19 protein-coding genes and 1 tRNA gene are annotated in these 14616 nt (G+C 58.1%); 9 read left to right on the top strand and 11 right to left on the bottom strand.

All coding sequences use genetic code 11. The annotated features are described in order from the left end of the window. Window positions 1-32: 32 nt before the first annotated feature. Together hisB and hisH are read left to right on the top strand one after the other, a co-directional pair. Window positions 33-620: an imidazoleglycerol-phosphate dehydratase HisB gene (gene hisB / locus AC2FLB_RS05095; RefSeq protein WP_496708764.1), complete on the top strand. Its 588-nt coding sequence runs from the start codon at window positions 33-35 to the stop codon at window positions 618-620. Further along, window positions 621-1259, top strand: a complete 639-nt coding sequence (gene hisH / locus AC2FLB_RS05090; RefSeq protein WP_496708763.1) for an imidazole glycerol phosphate synthase subunit HisH — start codon at window positions 621-623, stop codon at window positions 1257-1259. A 4-nt stretch (window positions 1260-1263) separates the two neighbouring features. On the opposite strand, the gene AC2FLB_RS05085 is transcribed toward hisH, so the two are convergent. Then, a complete protein-coding gene (locus AC2FLB_RS05085) occupies window positions 1264-1671 on the bottom strand; it encodes a DUF2147 domain-containing protein (RefSeq protein WP_496701638.1) in 408 nt (135 codons plus the stop codon). 134 nt (window positions 1672-1805) lie between these two features. Here AC2FLB_RS05085 and hisA point away from each other — a divergent pair, with 134 nt between their 5' ends. Beyond that, a complete protein-coding gene (gene hisA, locus AC2FLB_RS05080) occupies window positions 1806-2525 on the top strand; it encodes a 1-(5-phosphoribosyl)-5-[(5-phosphoribosylamino)methylideneamino]imidazole-4-carboxamide isomerase (RefSeq protein WP_496690915.1) in 720 nt (239 codons plus the stop codon). 1 nt (window position 2526) lies between these two features. Here the strand turns inward: hisA and AC2FLB_RS05075 are convergent, their stop codons facing one another. Further along, the gene (locus AC2FLB_RS05075; protein WP_496690916.1) at window positions 2527-2919 is read right to left on the bottom strand and encodes a DUF302 domain-containing protein; all 393 of its coding nucleotides are present in this window, start codon (window positions 2917-2919) and stop codon (window positions 2527-2529) included. 170 nt (window positions 2920-3089) lie between these two features. On the opposite strand from AC2FLB_RS05075, the gene hisF reads away from it, so the two are divergent. The 3 genes from hisF to AC2FLB_RS05060 all read left to right on the top strand — a co-directional run bounded on the left by hisF (window position 3090) and on the right by AC2FLB_RS05060 (window position 4793). Beyond that, entirely contained in the window at window positions 3090-3851 is a 762-nt protein-coding gene (gene hisF, locus AC2FLB_RS05070) for an imidazole glycerol phosphate synthase subunit HisF (protein WP_496708762.1), read from the top strand. Then, window positions 3848-4165 (top strand): phosphoribosyl-ATP diphosphatase, encoded by a 318-nt coding sequence (locus AC2FLB_RS05065; protein ID WP_142636868.1) that lies wholly within the window; start codon window positions 3848-3850, stop codon window positions 4163-4165. Before hisF ends, AC2FLB_RS05065 begins: the two co-directional genes overlap by 4 nt. A 61-nt stretch (window positions 4166-4226) precedes the next feature. Further along, on the top strand, window positions 4227-4793 hold the full coding sequence (locus AC2FLB_RS05060; protein WP_496706555.1) for a hypothetical protein: 567 nt from the start codon (window positions 4227-4229) through the stop codon (window positions 4791-4793). Between the two features lie 4 nt (window positions 4794-4797). Here AC2FLB_RS05060 and AC2FLB_RS05055 read toward each other — a convergent pair whose 3' ends face one another. The 4 genes from AC2FLB_RS05055 to rlmB all read right to left on the bottom strand — a co-directional run bounded on the left by AC2FLB_RS05055 (window position 4798) and on the right by rlmB (window position 7092). Beyond that, window positions 4798-5268, bottom strand: a complete 471-nt coding sequence (locus AC2FLB_RS05055; protein WP_496690919.1) for a CoA-binding protein — start codon at window positions 5266-5268, stop codon at window positions 4798-4800. Window positions 5269-5469: 201 nt separating this feature from the next. Then, entirely contained in the window at window positions 5470-5916 is a 447-nt protein-coding gene (locus tag AC2FLB_RS05050; protein ID WP_496690920.1) for a YHS domain-containing (seleno)protein, read from the bottom strand. Between the two features lie 108 nt (window positions 5917-6024). Continuing rightward, a complete protein-coding gene (locus AC2FLB_RS05045) occupies window positions 6025-6303 on the bottom strand; it encodes a hypothetical protein (protein ID WP_142636860.1) in 279 nt (92 codons plus the stop codon). A 15-nt stretch (window positions 6304-6318) separates the two neighbouring features. Further along, complete coding sequence (gene rlmB, locus AC2FLB_RS05040) at window positions 6319-7092, bottom strand: 23S rRNA (guanosine(2251)-2'-O)-methyltransferase RlmB (RefSeq protein ID WP_271949501.1); 774 nt, start codon at window positions 7090-7092, stop codon at window positions 6319-6321. A 116-nt stretch (window positions 7093-7208) separates the two neighbouring features. Between rlmB and AC2FLB_RS05035 the strand changes: the two genes are divergently transcribed. Then, a tRNA-Tyr gene (locus AC2FLB_RS05035) sits at window positions 7209-7292 on the top strand. Window positions 7293-7402: 110 nt separating this feature from the next. Here AC2FLB_RS05035 and AC2FLB_RS05030 read toward each other — a convergent pair. From AC2FLB_RS05030 to AC2FLB_RS05010, 5 genes are all read right to left on the bottom strand, one after another. Beyond that, window positions 7403-7924, bottom strand: a complete 522-nt coding sequence (locus tag AC2FLB_RS05030; RefSeq protein WP_496708761.1) for a DUF2478 domain-containing protein — start codon at window positions 7922-7924, stop codon at window positions 7403-7405. Window positions 7925-7994: 70 nt separating this feature from the next. Next, window positions 7995-8660, bottom strand: coding sequence for an NnrU family protein (locus tag AC2FLB_RS05025; protein WP_496708760.1), 666 nt, complete (start codon window positions 8658-8660; stop codon window positions 7995-7997). A gap of 105 nt (window positions 8661-8765) precedes the next feature. Further along, window positions 8766-10829, bottom strand: a complete 2064-nt coding sequence (locus tag AC2FLB_RS05020; RefSeq protein ID WP_496702051.1) for an ABC transporter permease — start codon at window positions 10827-10829, stop codon at window positions 8766-8768. Next, the gene (locus AC2FLB_RS05015; RefSeq protein WP_271949493.1) at window positions 10826-11875 is read right to left on the bottom strand and encodes a quaternary amine ABC transporter ATP-binding protein; all 1050 of its coding nucleotides are present in this window, start codon (window positions 11873-11875) and stop codon (window positions 10826-10828) included. The genes AC2FLB_RS05020 and AC2FLB_RS05015 overlap by 4 nt, the downstream gene beginning before the upstream one ends. 10 nt (window positions 11876-11885) lie before the next feature. Then, on the bottom strand, window positions 11886-12836 hold the full coding sequence (locus tag AC2FLB_RS05010) for an ABC transporter substrate-binding protein (protein ID WP_271949491.1): 951 nt from the start codon (window positions 12834-12836) through the stop codon (window positions 11886-11888). 386 nt (window positions 12837-13222) lie between these two features. On the opposite strand from AC2FLB_RS05010, the gene AC2FLB_RS05005 reads away from it, so the two are divergent. Together AC2FLB_RS05005 and AC2FLB_RS05000 are read left to right on the top strand one after the other, a co-directional pair. After that, window positions 13223-13885, top strand: a complete 663-nt coding sequence (locus AC2FLB_RS05005) for a DNA-3-methyladenine glycosylase I (RefSeq protein WP_496708759.1) — start codon at window positions 13223-13225, stop codon at window positions 13883-13885. A gap of 43 nt (window positions 13886-13928) precedes the next feature. After that, entirely contained in the window at window positions 13929-14615 is a 687-nt protein-coding gene (locus tag AC2FLB_RS05000) for a hypothetical protein (protein WP_496708758.1), read from the top strand. Window position 14616: the final 1 nt, after the last annotated feature.

The following is a 14616-nucleotide window of genomic DNA, read 5'->3' as shown; positions in this document are numbered from 1 at the left end:
ATAAGCACGCCTGTAGTAAAAGGAATTCGCCCATGCGCAGCGCAAAGATCAGCCGTCAGACCGCCGAAACCGAGATCACGGTCAAGGTCAATCTGGATGGGACTGGCCAGTATGACAATCAGACCGGCGTCGGTTTCTTTGACCACATGCTGGATCAGTTAGCGCGCCATTCTCTGATCGACATGACGATCCGCGCCAAGGGCGATTACCACATCGACGACCACCACACGGTCGAGGATACCGGAATCGCACTGGGGCAAGCGTTGACACAGGCCTTGGGCGACAAAAAGGGCATCCGGCGGTATGGCGAATGTCACCTGCCGATGGACGATGCACAGGTGCGCTGTGCGCTGGATCTGTCAGGGCGACCGTTTCTGATCTGGAACGTAGACCTGCCGACACCCAAGATTGGCACCTTCGACACTGAACTGGTGCGCGAGTTCTTTCAGGCGCTGGCCACTCATGGCGGCATCACTCTGCATATCGACCAGTTGCACGGGTTCAACAGCCACCACATCGCAGAAGCGGCGTTCAAAGCTGTCGCGCGCGCATTGCGCGACGCGGTTGAGACCGATGCGCGCAAAGCAGATGCGATTCCGTCGACCAAGGGCGCGTTGTAAATGCTCACCGCCATTGTCGACTATGAAAGCGGCAATCTGCATTCCGCTGAAAAGGCGTTTCAGCGCATGGCGCGGGAACTGGACGCCGGCGAGGTCGTAGTAACTTCAGACGCGGATGTCGTTGCACGCGCCGACCGGCTGGTGCTGCCCGGTGACGGCGCTTTCCCTGCCTGCGCGGCCGAGCTGCGCGGGCACAAGGGTATCTATGACGCGATGGTCGAAGCGGTCGAGCAGAAAGCCCGCCCATTTCTGGGTATCTGCGTGGGTATGCAGCTGATGGCCTCGAAAGGTCATGAGTACACTGAAACCGATGGGTTGGACTGGATTGCCGGGGATGTGGTGCAAATTGCGCCGTCAGACCGGTCGCTGAAAGTGCCGCATATGGGTTGGAACGATCTGGTGTTGGAAAGCGAACACCCTGTCTTTGCCGGGGTCACATCAGGCGATCACGCCTATTTCGTCCACTCATACCATTTCCGGGTCAGCGATCCCGCACAGCGTCTGGCATATGTGGATTACGGTCAGGACGTCACGGCCGTAATTGGCCGTGACACTATGGTCGGGATGCAGTTCCATCCTGAGAAAAGCCAGGATGTGGGCCTGCGCATGATCGGGAATTTCCTGACCTGGACGCCCTGAGCGGTTACTGAACCCGTGTCCAGTCCTGCCCGCGACACACCAATCCACCCGCAACACAACCTTTGACGGTCAGCTTGTTCTGGCTGTCCAGGGTCATTTTCGAGCTGTAGGTCTTGTCTCTGTCCGGAGCCCAGATCTTGCCCCCGCCATAGGTGCCGTCGCCATCGGACACCATATCCCAGATGATCTGCTTGCCGAGATTTTCATATTCCAGCTGTTCATTCCCGTCTTTGTCAAAAGCGGTATCGATGGTACCGCAAATCGCGCTTCCGCATTCGGCGATCGAAACATGCAGATATCCGCCGGTGTCTCCGGGTTGGGTTTTCCAAAGACCATCAACCGGGTCGGCCATCGCCGCTCCCGAAATCAGAGATGCCAGCCCCAAGGCTGCTGCAAAAGTTGTTTTCTTCATAAAATCCTCCCTATTTGACCAGCAGTCTGGCGCGCTGGTGGACGTGGGGCAAGATTGACTTTGCGTCGCGTTGCATCCCCTGCCCTGCCTGTGCGATATCCCGCCGGGAAAACAGCGATTCAAGGCCTGACAACATGATCCTCTATCCTGCCATCGACCTCAAAGACGGACAGGCCGTGCGCCTGCTGCGCGGAGAAATGGACAAAGCGACCGTGTTCAATGAAGACCCCGCCGCCCAGGCCCGTGCCTTTGTCGACGCGGGGTGCGAATGGCTACATCTGGTTGACCTGAACGGTGCCTTTGCCGGTGAGCCGGTCAACGCCGCCCCAGTCGAGGCAATTCTGAAGGAATGCAACGTTCCCGCCCAGCTTGGCGGCGGTATCCGCGACATGGCCACCATTGAAACCTGGATCGACAAAGGTCTGGCCCGAGTGATTCTGGGCACAATCGCGGTCGAGAACCCGGATCTGGTGCGCAAGGCGGCCAAAGCCTTTCCCGGCAAAGTTGCCGTTGGCATTGATGCCCGCAACGGCATGGTCGCGACCAAAGGCTGGGCTGAAGAGACGAATGTGCAGGTCACTGATCTGGCGCGCAGCTTCGAGGATGCCGGCGTTGCTGCAATCATCTATACTGATATCAACCGCGATGGCGCGATGCAGGGCCCTAACATTGAGGCCACCGCGGACTTGGCCCGTGCCGTATCGATCCCGGTGATCGCGTCAGGCGGCGTCAGCTCATTGGATGATCTGATTGCTCTGCGTGATTGCGGTGTGGAACTGAACGGCGCGATTTCCGGCCGGGCGCTGTATGACGGCGCGATTGACCTGGCAGAGGCCATTCGCGCCCTGACCTGATTTACTGCGCGGCAGCCGCAGTCAGCTTTGCCAGCGCCCCGCGCATTTTCTCGATGATCGGAGAGTTTTCAACCGCGTCGAACTCATCCATCGTCTCTTTTGGATCTTCATAGATCAGCCAAACCTGACCGTCGGCATCTTCATACGCTTGCACCTTGAGCGGCAGGAACAGTCCGGCACGGGGGTCGATCTGCATTGCAGGCGTACCCAGCGCAGGATTGCCGAAAATCAGCACCTGATTGGGCGGGATCGGCGTTCCGACCTTTTCAGCTCCGGCGGCGTGGTCGATCCGCGCAAAAACCGTTGCACCCGCGTTGCCAATCGCCGTCTCAAGCGCGTCCAGCGCCTGGGTCACCGATTTGTCGGTCTTCATCTTGATGATATCGTCAGCCATTGCGGCAGCTGCTCCTGCGAAAATGAAAGTGGTTGCTAAAAAGAGTCTACGCATCTCATTGATCTCCTGATGAATTGGGGACAGTTTTCACAGGTTCCAGAGTTGTGACAATCACAAGTCTGGCATCGGCGGGGCTTTGCCGTTAGAGGTGCGCCAACAAAGGACGAGAGATGCTGAAAACCCGTATCATACCCTGTCTGGATGTCGCCGATGGCCGCGTTGTCAAAGGTGTTAACTTTGTTGGCCTGCGCGATGCGGGTGACCCGGTGGAATCCGCCAAGGCCTATGACGCGGCAGGCGCTGACGAGATTTGCTTTCTGGACATCCATGCCACCCATGAAAACCGCGGGACCATGTTCGATGTGGTGCAGCGCACAGCGGAACAGTGCTTTGTACCCCTGACCGTTGGCGGCGGCGTGCGGACCAAGGAAGACGTGCGCGCTCTTTTGCTGGCGGGTGCAGACAAGGTCAGCTTCAACTCGGCGGCAGTGGCAAACCCGGATGTGATCGCCCAAGCCGCCGATCAATTCGGCAGCCAGTGCATCGTCTGTGCCATCGACGCCAAAACCGTCAGCCCCGGCAAGTGGGAAATTTTCACTCATGGCGGACGCAAGCCCACTGGCATCGACGCGGTCGAGTTCGCCAAAACCGTCGTCGCCAAGGGCGCGGGTGAAATTCTGCTGACTTCGATGGATCGCGATGGTACCAAAGCCGGGTTCAACTTGCCGCTGACACGCGCCATTTCGGATGCTGTGAATGTACCAGTGATCGCCTCGGGCGGGGTTGGAACTCTGGATCATCTGGTCGAAGGCGTCACCGAAGGCGGTGCCAGCGCTGTCCTTGCCGCATCGATCTTTCACTTCGGCGAATTCACCATCCACGAGGCCAAGGAACACATGGCCGCCGCTGGCATCCCGATGAGGCTGACATGAGCATTCTGCACGAGCTGGCCCAAACGATTGAGGCCCGCAAAGGGACGGATCCTGAAGGCAGCTGGACCGCCAAGCTGTTGGCCAAAGGCCCCGAGAAATGCGCCGAGAAATTCGGCGAAGAGGCGGTTGAGGCCATCATCGAGGCGGTCAAGGGCGATCAGGCCAAGCTGACCTCAGAGGCGGCGGATGTACTGTATCACCTGCTGGTCATGCTGGCCGCGCGCGATGTGGCGCTGGATGATGTGCTGGCCGAACTGGCCCGGCGTCAGGGCACCAGCGGCATCGCGGAAAAGGCCGCGCGACCCAAGGGGTGACGCAGGTGTTGTCGATCCATTATTCTGATCCTGACAGGTTCGCAGGTCAAAGGGCGCGCAGATGATCAGAGCTTTGGTATTTGGGCTGGCGCTAGCCGTTCTGGGGTCCTGCGCAATTGCCCCGCCGTCCACCAGTGATGAAGTTCAGCGCCTGGCGTCTGAAATCCGCAACCTCGGGCCTGACATCGACCCTGAAGAGGCCAACCGCGCCGCGCGCATTGCCTATGCCTACACCGATCAACTGGCTCAGGAATATCAGATCACCGACCCGCCACTGATCCACAATGCCAAAGTCAACAAGGGCCTGAAGCCGCGCGGACTGTGTTGGCACTGGGCCGAGGATATCGAACGGCGGCTGGATCAGGAAAACTTCCAGACGCTGGAAATGCACCGCGCCATCGCTAATGCCGACAACCCGTTCCGGATCGACCACAGCACGGCAATCATCAGTCGCAAAGGCGAGACAATGTATGACGGTGTTGTCCTGGACCCCTGGCGCTATGGCGGCGTGCTGTACTGGACGCCCTTACAACAAGACACGCGCTATGACTGGGTTCCGCGCGAAGTGGTTCTGGAAAAGCGGCGTTTGGAACAATTCGGCGAACTGCAACCATATCTCGGTGAATAACCGCTCAGAGTTTCGACGAAATCATTCCGGTGGCAAAACCACCCATGCGCAACTCACCAAACAGGCGTTGATATTCGATCTTGGGACAGCGGTTCATTACCACATCCACCCCACGCGCCTGCGCTGTGGCCGCGGCCGTGGCATGCTCAATCCCGATCTGCATCCAGATTGTGCGCAGATTGGGGAACGCCTCTAACGCCTCATCGACAATGGGCGGGACGGCTTCGGACCGGCGGAAGATATCGACCATGTCTACCGGTTCGGAAATCTCGGACAGTGACACACGGATTGTCTGGCCAAACAACATCTTGCCCGCATGGCCGGGGTTCACAGGGATCACTTTGTATCCCTTAAGCGACAAATACCGCGCCACATAATAGCTGGGTCGCACCGGATTCATCGACACGCCCGCCACAGCAATGGTTTTTGTACGCTTTAGAATCTGGGTCAGGAATTCATCGGAATATTCAGTCATTTGGGCACCCTAGTCGCCCTTTCCAAAAGAAAAAAGCGCCCAGGAATACCTGAGCGCCAGTTGTTGGAACGAGGGACAGTGAAATGACCCGCGGCAGTTCCGTTCCGCGGTCACTGTGACATTTAAGCATGAGTTCGGAGAAAAAAAGAGGTAGCGCGCAATTTTGTGATGACAGATCAGAAAAAAGCGGTCGCCGGCCGATTATTTGTACAGAACGCTCGGCCAATGCGCTTCGGCCTCGCGGATATAGGCGGCGGTATCGGTCTGCCAGATGCGCTCGATTTCGGGCGAGTGGGTAAGATACAGCCGACCGTCAATCACCTGCCAAATAGTCGGATCGGTGCTGACAAGCTCTCCTTGCGCCATTGCGAAGGCGCAGTACCCGCCGAACTGAGGTGCATAGGCACGCGGATTCATCTCAAACGCATCCCGATTCTCAGCGGTGGCAAAGTGCCATTCAGCGCCTTTCCACATAACCGCGTATTCAGGCTGACCCCGAACAGGTGTTTCGCCATTGAAATAGGACACCGCATCATATCCGGCCATGGCTGCACCGTCCGTCCGATAGAAGACGGGCAGATCCTGCGCAAACGCAGGAAGAGCAATCACACTGGCGGCAATCGCGCCAAAAAGGAAACGTCTGTTCATGGTCATCAGATCACAAATAGAAACTCAGGGTATCAAGATGCAATTTATTATCGCAACTGAAACCCCTTTTAACGCGCTTGTGAACATTCGAACCGGCAACGCCAGCCTTTAGTCGAAAATGTCCTCGATCACATCCCAGGCTTCATCCAGCACCCGTGAGAAAACGCCTTTTTTCTTCTTCTTTTTGCCTTTGTAGGGACGATCCTGCTTGGCTGTTTGACGGTTCGCCTTGGCATCGTCCAGTTTGCGCTTTGGCATCATCTTGAGGTTATGCAGCGGGGCACCGCAGCTTGAACAACTGAGCTCTTGGCGCTGCGTGCCTTTTAGAACAAGCGCTGCCCGGGTCCCACAGTAACAGCAGGTCGCAATTTTGGATGGCGTGGAAATGACGTTCTCCTGTCGTTATCTTTGCCTAGAAGCATATAGGGCAATCGCCGCCGCATTTGAGACATTGAGAGAACCAAACCCGCCCACAGCGTCAATTTTGACCAACTTGTCGACGGTTTCTTTGGTTTTTTGCCTCAGGCCCGGCCCCTCTGCGCCCAACACCAATGCCACTGGCTGGTCCGGGTTACCTCTCAAGGCGGCCTCGATCGTGTCGTCCGCCTCGCCGTCCAGTCCTAGAACCAGAAACCCCATTCCCTGCAACTCGACAATGGCATCAGCCAGGTTACGCACCCGCAAATAGGGTTGACGTTCCAGTGCGCCGCTGGCGGTCTTGGCTAGCGCGCCAGTTTCCGGCGCCGCGTGATGGCGCATACCGACTACAGCGCTGGCTCCAAGAACCTCAGCTGACCGTAGAATCGCTCCGACATTATGGGGGTCGGTTACGCGGTCTAACAAAATGACGCGCGGGTGTTCGCGCCCGATGCAGTTTTCCGCCAGACCACCCCATTCCAAAGGCTTAACCTCAAGGGCCGCGCCCTGATGAACCGACCCCGGGTCAATCGGAGCGGTAAATTTGCGTGGATCAACCATCTCGGGCTCAATACCTGCAAATTCAATGGCTTCCACCAGCTTGTCCCGCGCATTCCGCGTCACAATCAGGTGCAATTTTGTGCGGTTTGGGTTCATCAGCGCATCCCGCACCGCATGCAGACCAAACAGCCAAACAGTTTCGGATGCGGCAGCTTTGCGCGCCTGTTCTTTTTCGACGACCCACTTGGGTTTCTTCATTTCTTTGGCCTCCGGGCCGCGAATTCGGTTTCCTGCGTCAAAGCAGTATTTTCCTGTTGACGCTCCTTTAGAGCGCTAGTAATCACGCCTCCACGTCAGGTGCAACGCCTGACAGTGGGCGACAGGCCGCAAGGTGTGGCAGGGGACTGTAACTCCCTCGCGGAGACGCACGCCTGGTTCGATTCCAGGGTCGCCCACCATTTTCTTCCAGACATCCAGCAAGCTTTGCCAGCGCGAGTGATGGATGGCTGATCACACCGCACCATGCAGAAATTGGCAGGACCGATGGCCCCGCCTTATGACCGTTCTGTCAGGCGGCAGCTTCACGTTGCGCAGTGACCCGGTCAAACCAGGCCAAGATCGCCTCAAGGTCGGGCTCAATCTGCTCGGCACCGCCGCCCGTGAATTCTTCGAATTTGGCCGTGTTCAAACCGTTCACCCCGACAAGAACCGGAATGTCCTGCGCCAGTGCTTCAGCGATGACCGGGCGAAAACCGCGCCCATCCGCCTCGTGCTTGCCGAACTTGTTAACGATCAGCAAATGGGGATTCTCTGCCAGCGATGTCGTCACATATCCAACTGCCCGCTCAAGTGCCGCAGGGTCCAGACGGCAGCCGCGCGACTGTGTACCCAAAGACTGCGAAATCCGGATGGTCTCGCCCTCGGGCAGGACACGGACGTCCATGTCGCACTTGCTGCTGTCGGCGCATTCGGTGTTGGTTTGCACCACACCCGCCAACTGCGCATCTGCGGCCAAAAGGCGATCCGCAGCCGCGCTCAGCAGACGGTCGGTTGCACCGCGGTCGGTGGTCGTAACATAGGCGAGGTACATGCAAATCCCCTTGTCGCAACAATTCGAAACATCAAATAGCACGCACGACCCGCCCCGACCACCACTCAGCTTATGGCAGCGGAGACAATCCGATCACCGGTTCGTGTAGGTGAAGCAGGATTGCAAATGCCGCCAGCGCTACAAGCCCGATCCAAACAGGCGGCCAAGGGCGTGGCGCACGCAAAGAAAACCTTGCAGTGTTGCGCGACAGCCGACCCCATTCAGCACCCATCTGACGGGACTTGCGTCGATCAATCAGCGGCAGCCCCATCGCAGCAAATACCGCAAACAAACCGAACAAAATCACGTGGGACAGGCTTCCATTGGCCAGCAGATGAGCGACAGCCCACACCAACAGCGCCACCAAAACCGGGTGGCGCGTGGTGCGCAGAATGCCGGGCTTTTCCGGATCGAACGGGCGCTGGCCCAAGCCACCAAATGAAAACGGGTTCTGGATCGTCAAGCCCGCAACCGCGAGCCAGCACACTACGGGCATCATCAGAACGGGAACCCAGCGGAAAATCCAAATGGGTGGGATCACCTCGACATACGGGGCTTGCGCTGCGGCGATGATCAACCAACCCAGAACCAGCAGAGACAAGATGGAATAAGCCACGAAATACCCGCGCCGTCCGAACGTAGTGATCAGGCGGTGGCGCACAGCGGGGCGCGCTGGTATCGCATGGGTCGCCAGAAACGCTATCAGTGCAGCAAAGAATAGGGGCCAGCCTGCCATGGTAGTCTCCGATCATTTGCGCCAGGTTTAATCACCCGCGCCGGAACGTCCTTGCCCGAAATCAAATGAGGCAGAGAGGCGGTTGTTCCGCCTTTCTGCCGATGTTTACAGGCCCAGCGCCTTGCGACGTTCCTCGGCAAAGCCCTGCACGATGCGGTCAGCTATCAGCGCAAGGATAGCCATCGCCGCCCCTGCTGAAATCCCCAATCCCACATCCGCCTGCCCCAGCGCCAGATAGATCGACTGGCCCAGACCGGTGGTTCCGATCAGCGCAGCGATCACCAGCATGGCAAAGGCGTAAAGGATGGTCTGGTTCAGACCCAGTAAGATAGTCGGCGCAGCATAAGGCGCGCGCACGTCACGCATGATCTGCCACTCGGTCGCGCCACTAGAGATGGCGGCCTCCATCATCTCATCCGGTGTATTGACCAGCCCGTGCCGCGTGTAGCGGATCATCGGAACAACGGCATAGGCGCAGATTGCCAGAAAGGCCGAAAACTCGCCGATCTGAAACACCATCAACACAGGAATCAGGAACACGAACAGTGGGATCGTCTGCAACATGTCACAGACGGGGCGGACTACTTTCCAAACAGGCAACCAGACCGCACTGGCCAGACCAATCACACCGCCGACTACGGCACAGGAAAACACCGCAGCACCGCTCAGATACAGCGACAACAACGCCCGTTCCCAAAGGCCCGAGACAAGAATGGTACAGAGCAATCCGACCGAAAGCGCCGCCAATCGCCAGCCCCCTGCCACCCACCCCAACGCGGCGGCGGCAGTCAGAACGAAAGGCCAGGGCAGATTGGCAATGCCGGTTTCGAGCATCCCGATCAGGATCAGCATCACAAGCCCGCCGGTCAGATGTCCGCGCCATGCCATTAGCACAGCAATCGCTGCGGCAGCGGCGAACAGGCCATAGCTCATCACGGGCGTCCACTGAAAACCCCATGTGAACGGCAGCACGGCCTGGTCCAAACCAATCCGAAGCGGCAGCAGCACATAGAACAAAGAGTTGTTCTTGAGCGCGTCAAGCCACGGCCCATTAGCCTGGGTAAACGCCGTCAGCCCGCCGTCAATCACCCCGGCCAGCGGGTCGAGAATGGTCAGTTCGGACGGGTTCGGCAGCCTGGTCCAAAAGACAGCGGTGAACAGCACGGCAACGCCAATTACTGCCCAGGCGACACGCTGGTCATAGCGTTTACGTTCGGTCGCCAGCGTCCCGCTCATCCGGTCGATGACGACGGCAAAGACCACGATCACCAGACCGGCCATCAAGGCTTCGCCGAACTGTGCCTTGCGCATGGTCAGAAGAACCTCCCAACCGATATCGTTGAAGCCGCCAATGACGGCTGCGATGATAACCATCGACAGCGCAGCCATTAGGCACTGGTTCACACCGACCATGATCTGCGTGGCTGCAGCCGGGATCTCGACCTGAAACAGCTGTTGAAACCGCGTGCCGCCGGACATGATGGCAGCCTCTTTGATTTCCGGTTCGACCCGCTCCAGCCCCAACATCACGTTGCGCGCCATCGGAGGGGCCGCATAGATGGCCGAGGCGATCAGCCCAACCACAGGACCGAAACCAAACAGCAGCAGCAGCGGCGTCAGATAAGCGAATGTCGGCACGGTCTGCATCACGTCCAGCACGGCCTGCACAAATGACTTCACGCGCGGTACTTCGTTGGCAAGGATACCGATAGCTCCGCCCATGATCAGCGCAACCGGCACGGAAACGGCCACTAACGCCAGGGTGTTCATACTTTCGGCCCAATAGCCCGATGCCAACACAAAGCTAAGGCCCACAAAGCCCAGCGCCGCCATCGGCAAACCGCCCAGATACCAACCCAGCGCAGTCACCAGACCGATCAGGATGGGCCATGGCGTATTGCCGAGCACAAAGTTGGCCCAGTTCATGGGATAGGCCATGAGATCGGAAAACAGCCGCGCCGCCGGTTTGATCCCGTTCAGGAACCAGTCCAGAAACGTGCCGACCCATTGCGTTGCAGGCAGTTCCCAGCCTGCGGGCCATTTGACCAGCCAGGGCGCGACGCCTTCCAGCGCCAGACACAACGCACCGACGATGACTGTGATCAGTGCGGCGCGCGCGCCAATGCTCAGGCGCGCCTGCGGCACAGAAACTTCCGTCGCTACAGTCATGTTTCATCAACCTGCAGGGCGGCGGCCAGATCGGACGGATGAACCGTTCCGACGATGTTACCATCGGCATCCCTGACGGGCACCGGTTCGTATAACTCCATGCAGTGCGCCAATGCAGCGTCTAATGTCATCGAGGTTGTCAGGCCAGGGTCATCTGGTCCCCGCTCTCCGTCTTGGCGCATGACCGATGCGACCTTGGCATGCTGACCCTTGGCGACATCCTTTGAAAACTCTCGCACGTAATCATCCACCGGGCGCAGTACGATATCGGTGGGTGTACCGATCTGGACTATCTTTCCGTCGCGCATGATGGCAATCCGGTCGGCCAGTTTCAGCGCCTCTTGAATATCGTGGGTGATGAAGACGATGGATTTCTGCAACGTCGCCTGAATGCGCAGGAATTCATCCTGCAACTGACGGCGGATCAAGGGATCGAGGGCCGAGAATGGTTCGTCCAAAAACCAGATATCGGGGTTCACGGCCAGAGACCGGGCAATCCCGACGCGCTGCCGCTGACCACCCGAAAGCTGACGCGGGAAGCTGTCTTCGCGCCCTTCCAGCCCGACCAACGAGATCACCTCCTGCGCACGGGCCTGCCGCTCTTTGCGGCTAACACCCTGAACACGCAGCGGATAGGCGACGTTTTCGGCAACGGTCATATGCGGGAACAGGCCGAAATGCTGAAATACCATGCCCAGCTTTTTGCGGCGCAGCTCGGTCATGGCTTTCTTTGACGCGCCGATGACGTTCTCGCCATCCACACGGATTTCGCCACCTGTGCCCGGCAAAAGCTGAGAGATACAGCGGATCAAAGTGGACTTGCCCGATCCGGACAGGCCCATGATCACAAACAGCTCGCCCTCCTTGACCTCGAAATTGGCATCCTGAACGGCGGGGATGAACCCGTTTTCCCGCAGATCGGCAGCGGCTTTGTCAGCGTCATTCCCTGACCGAGACAGCGCGTCGGTCAGGGCTTTGTCAGCGCCGGGGCCAAACACCTGCCAGAGATTCTGGCAGGCGATGGCTGGCGAATTTACATCAGTCACTGATGTCAGCTCACTGCGTTGCCGCGTCAACAACAGGGCGCCATTTGCCTTCGTTTTCAGCCATCCAAGCGCCGACGACCTCTTCGACGGAACCACCTTCAACGTCGATCGCACCCATCATCGGCTGCTGATCTTCGACCGCCAGCTGATAGTTGGTCAGGATTTCATAGGCTGCGGGCCATTTGTCTTCCATGCCGCTCCAACCCGCCTTGAAGATGCGCGACGGCGAGAAATCGCAATCGTTCACAGCGTTCGGGTTCGGGCCCCAAGCGGGATCGGTGAAACAGGCGTCTTCCCCGGCTGGCAGTTCGACGAATTGCACATCATAGGCCGACATGGCCCAATGCGGTTGCCAGAAGGTGATCAGCAGCGGCGAGTTGCGCTCGGTCGAGGCCCGAAGCTCGGCAATCAAAGCCCCCTCGGAACCTGCGGGAACCGCTTTGAACGGCAGATCCAGGCCCACCATACGGTCAGCGCCGGGCGTACCCCAATCGGCCGGGTAATCGACCAGACGGCCCCCGGGCAGCGTTTCGGCCGTCGCAAACACCTGCGCGCAGTCCTTCAGCGCTTCCCATGCGGGCAGGCCGGGACACAGATCAGCCACATGCGCGGGATAGGCGATGCCTTCTTTGGCGTCGAGGCCCAGATCGCCGATTTCAACGACGGTGCCTTCGTCGATCTTCTTGGCATATTCATCCGATACGTTGGACGACCAGATTTCCAGGGTCGCGTCGATGTCACCATCGGCCAACGCCTGGAACTGATTCATCATGCCTGCAGTCACATATTCCACATTGTATCCGGCAGCTTTCAGCATCTCACCCGCGACATGGGTGGTCACGTGCTGGCCAGTCCATTCGTTGATCGCCAGTTTGATCGGCTGATCCACGGCCCCCATCTCGGCGGCATAGGCAGAGCCTGCAACGGTCAGCGCCATCAGGCTTACACTCAGTTTTTTCATTGATTTTCTCCCTGCAATATTCGTTTTGCCCGGTCCGACGCGCTGTTACGCGCCAGTCGGCTTGTCATGTGACAAATCCATGTCGCAACATGCACAAAAACTGGCGAAGAAGGGAAGCAGACAGTTCGGCGCGGCACGGAATAACTCACCCCTTTGCCCCAGTGTTTCCCCTCTTTCAGCATCATGCTAGGCGCCCGCGCCCACTGCATTTCCCCAGCATTGCGGTGCGGATATTGATTGACGAGTCAATCACAAACCAGAATCACCCACTTTGTCGAGCATTTCTTTTGGGCTTGGGATGTTTTTTTACCTTGGCAGGCATGTGTCCCGGGCCACCTTGCAACATCGACCGCAAAACGCGACGCTAGGTTTGGAGGATTCTGCAGATGCGCCATTTCGACGAGATTTTCGCCATAGCCGCCAACCGTCACGGCGGGACAGATGCCCTGAGCAACAAGCTTTCCAAACCCAAAAGCCCTGCGGAACTGGCTGAAATGCCCGAAGATCGCTGGCTGTCGATTATCACGAAATGCATCTTTCAGGCCGGGTTTAACTGGAAGGTCATCGAAAACAAATGGGACGGGTTCGAAACCGCTTTTGACGGGTTCGACATTGGACGCTGCGCCTTTATGGACGACGAAAAGTTCGATGCTCTGCTACAGGACACTCGGATCGTGCGCAATGGCACCAAGATCGCCACGGTCCGCGACAATGCCGCCTTTTTGCTGGAACTGCGCCAAGAAGGTGGCGTCGGAAAGATTCTGGGAGGGTGGCCTTCGGATGACTATGTCGGTTTGCTGAACATGCTAAGCAAGCGAGGGTCGCGCCTGGGTGGCGCATCGGCGCAATATGCGATGCGATTTGCGGGGCGTGACAGTTTCATCCTGTCGCAGGATGTGACAGCACGGTTGGTGGCCGAGGGTGTGGTCGATAAGCCGCCGACATCGAAAAAGGCCATGGCCTCGGTTCAAGCGGCATTCAACACATGGATGGAACAGTCCGGGCAATCTCTGACGGAAATCAGCCGCGTCCTAGCAATGAGCCTGTAAAAAACCATTTGCACACGAGTGCTGCCAGAATAGATTTTTTGTCATGTTGCGCCTCATTTTGATGACGTCCCTTTTGGTACTCACCGCTTGCGGTCGCCCCCTGACTGATCAGGAGGCTGCTTTTACCCGCACACTTCAGGGTGATACGCTGAAACTCAACAAAGTGCGGTTGGTCGAAGGCGCACCAGTTGCGCCAATAACTTTCTATCGTAAAGATCGGTCACGCCTTGCCTGCCGCGAGCGCATTTTTCCCGCCCCGAAAGAAGGTGTCGTCACCGCAAAACCCGCGGCAGTGGCCCTGTTCAACAAGGTCTATTTCACGCGTGACTGGTATCTGGACGATTACATGTCCGAATTCCCGGATCGGATGAACCTGATCGCGGCGATGTTGCTGGGTCATGAACTGACCCATGTGTGGCAATGGCAAAACCGCAAGAAGACCGGCTATCATCCGCTGCGCGCCGCAGCCGAGCATGGCGGGAATAACGACCCCTATCAATTCGATCTGGAGAGCTCGCCAGATTTCCTTTCCTACGGGTTCGAACAGCAGGGCGCCATTGTCGAAGAATACATTTGTTGCCGGGCGCTGGATCCTTCGGCACCCCGCACCAGACGTCTGCACGAGATGCTGGGCGCACATTTCGATCTGGCTCCGCTACGTGGTGACAAGCGTGAAAGCGCAGTGGTCATCCCCTGGGCCGATGCCGAGATCAAAGGAATCTGTCGGTAAC

The organism is Ruegeria sp. CDSA236 (assembly GCF_059611285.1).
Note: the sequence above shows the minus strand (reverse complement) of the source record. Positions and strands in the feature narration are given on the sequence as shown.